The sequence below is a fragment of the Pseudoxanthomonas sp. LjRoot204_2 genome, from assembly GCF_056175765.1.
Map to the genome: position 1 here is coordinate 1 of NZ_JBGFFG010000541.1, position 1,970 is coordinate 1,970.

At 67.3% G+C, this 1,970-nt stretch carries 3 protein-coding genes; all 3 read left to right on the plus strand.

Annotated elements, in window-relative coordinates:
* Nucleotides 1–429, plus strand: a 429-nt coding sequence (locus tag AC04L7_RS17640) for a multicopper oxidase domain-containing protein (RefSeq protein WP_475513560.1), incomplete at its 5' end; no start/stop codon positions are given.
* Nucleotides 426–1,325, plus strand: coding sequence for a copper resistance protein B (locus AC04L7_RS17645; protein WP_435998710.1), 900 nt, complete (start codon nucleotides 426–428; stop codon nucleotides 1,323–1,325). The genes AC04L7_RS17640 and AC04L7_RS17645, both read left to right, overlap by 4 nt.
* Nucleotides 1,326–1,336: 11 nt before the next feature.
* Entirely contained in the window at nucleotides 1,337–1,849 is a 513-nt protein-coding gene (locus AC04L7_RS17650) for a DUF411 domain-containing protein (RefSeq protein ID WP_435998712.1), read from the plus strand.
* Nucleotides 1,850–1,970: the final 121 nt, after the last annotated feature.

Here is a 1,970-nt window from a genome sequence, read left to right on the forward strand (position 1 = left end):
CGCGACAACGGCCGCCAGGTACTGACCTATGGCGCGATGCGCAGCCTGTTCGACGATCCCGATGGGCGCGAGCCGGGCCGCACCGTCGAACTCCACCTGACCGGACACATGGAGAAATTCGCCTGGTCGTTCGACGGCATTCCGTTCGCCAGCGCCGACCCGCTGCGGCTGAAGTACGGTGAGCGCATGCGCATCGTGCTGGTCAACGACACGATGATGCAGCACCCGATCCACCTGCACGGCGTCTGGAGCGATCTGGAGGACGCAGAGAGCGGCTTCCAGCTGCGCAAGCACACCATTGACATGCCACCGGGCACGCGACGCAGTTACCGCGTCCGCGCCGATGCGCTCGGTCGGTGGGCGTTCCACTGCCACCTGCTGTACCACATGGAAGCCGGCATGATGCGGGAAGTGAGGATCGAAGCATGAAGACCTCCTTCCCCGCCCCACTCCGTCTCGCCTGCGTCGCTGCCCTGTTGGCGGGCACCGGCGTGCCGGCGTTCGCGCAGCACCACGACCATGCGCAGCACGCGCCTCCGGCCAGCGAGCCGGCGGTGGAGCAGGATGAGCATGCGCGACACAGCGCGCATGACCACGCCGCGATGTCGGCACCGCGCGCGCCCGTGCCACCTGTCACCGCCGAGGACCTGAAGGCTGCATTCCCCGACATCGACCACCACGCGATGGGGCATGCGCCGGCCTTCAACAGCAAGGTGACCTTCAACCGGCTGGAGGTATGGGATGCCGACGAAGGCACCGGCCAGGCCTGGGAAGGCAGCGCCTGGTTCGGCACCGATACCGATCGCCTGTGGCTGCGCAGCGAAGGCGAACGTGTCGGCGGCCATACCGAAAGTGCCGACCTGGAAGTGCTGTACGGACGCAGTGTGTCGCCCTGGTGGGACGTGGTGGCCGGCGTGAAGCAGGACTTCAAGCCCGGCGATGCGCGTACGTGGGCGGCCGTCGGCGTGCAGGGCATCGCGCCCTACCGGTTCGAAGTGTCGGCGACGGCGTATGTAGGCGAAGGCGGCCAGGTCGCTGCGAACGTCGAAGCCGAGTACACGCTGCGCATCACCAACAGGCTGATTCTGCAGCCCCTGGTCGAGGTGGACGTCGCCGCGCGCGACGACATCGAATACGGTATCGCCAGCGGCTTCACCGGCATCGAAACGGGCCTGCGCCTGCGCTACGAAGTCACCCGCCGTTTCGCGCCGTACGTCGGTGTGGTGCATGAACGCGCGCTCGGCGACACCGCCGATCTCAAGCGTTCGGCCGGCGAATCCACCCGTGACACGCGCGTCGTGGCGGGCATCCGGGTCTGGTTCTGATGGAGCACACCATGACACAACGCACTCCCCTGCCCCGCGCCATCGCCTTGTGCCTGCTCGCCTTCCTAGCCACCGCCTGTTCGCAGGCGGTGACGACCGGAAGCGCGCATGCCGCGCCGCCCCGAAAGGCCGCAGCGGCGACCACGTCGAAAATCATCGTCCACCGCGACGCGTACTGCGGCTGTTGCCACCTGTGGGTCGAGCACCTGCGCAAGGAAGGCTTCACTGTCGACGATCGCGTCGAAGAAGCCATGAGCCCGGTGAAGGAGCGCCTCGGCATCCTCCCCGAGCATGCGTCTTGCCACACGGCCGAAATCGAAGGCTACGTCGTCGAAGGCCACGTGCCGGCCTCGGACATCCGACGCCTGCTGCGCGTAAGGCCAGCCATCCGTGGCCTGGTCCTGCCGGGCATGCCGCTCGGCTCGCCCGGCATGGAAGTGGACGTTGCCGACGTGTCTCCGTACACCGTGCTCGCGCTGGGCAAGGACGGAAGCACGAAGCCGTACACCGAACACAGGCCCTGATCCTGCMGCCGGCACGGATGCCGGCCCCACGCTTGACTCTGGAGCCTACTCCAGGGTGCAGACTGCAGGCACTTCAAGGAGTTCCCGCATGAACATCGGCCAATTGTCCCGACGCACGGGC

Coding starts and splice junctions, on each gene's coding strand:
- AC04L7_RS17645 (WP_435998710.1), top strand. CDS start 426: ATGAAGACCTCCTTCCCCGCCCCACTCCGTCTCGCCTGCGTCGCTGCC.
- AC04L7_RS17650 (WP_435998712.1), top strand. CDS start 1,337: ATGACACAACGCACTCCCCTGCCCCGCGCCATCGCCTTGTGCCTGCTC.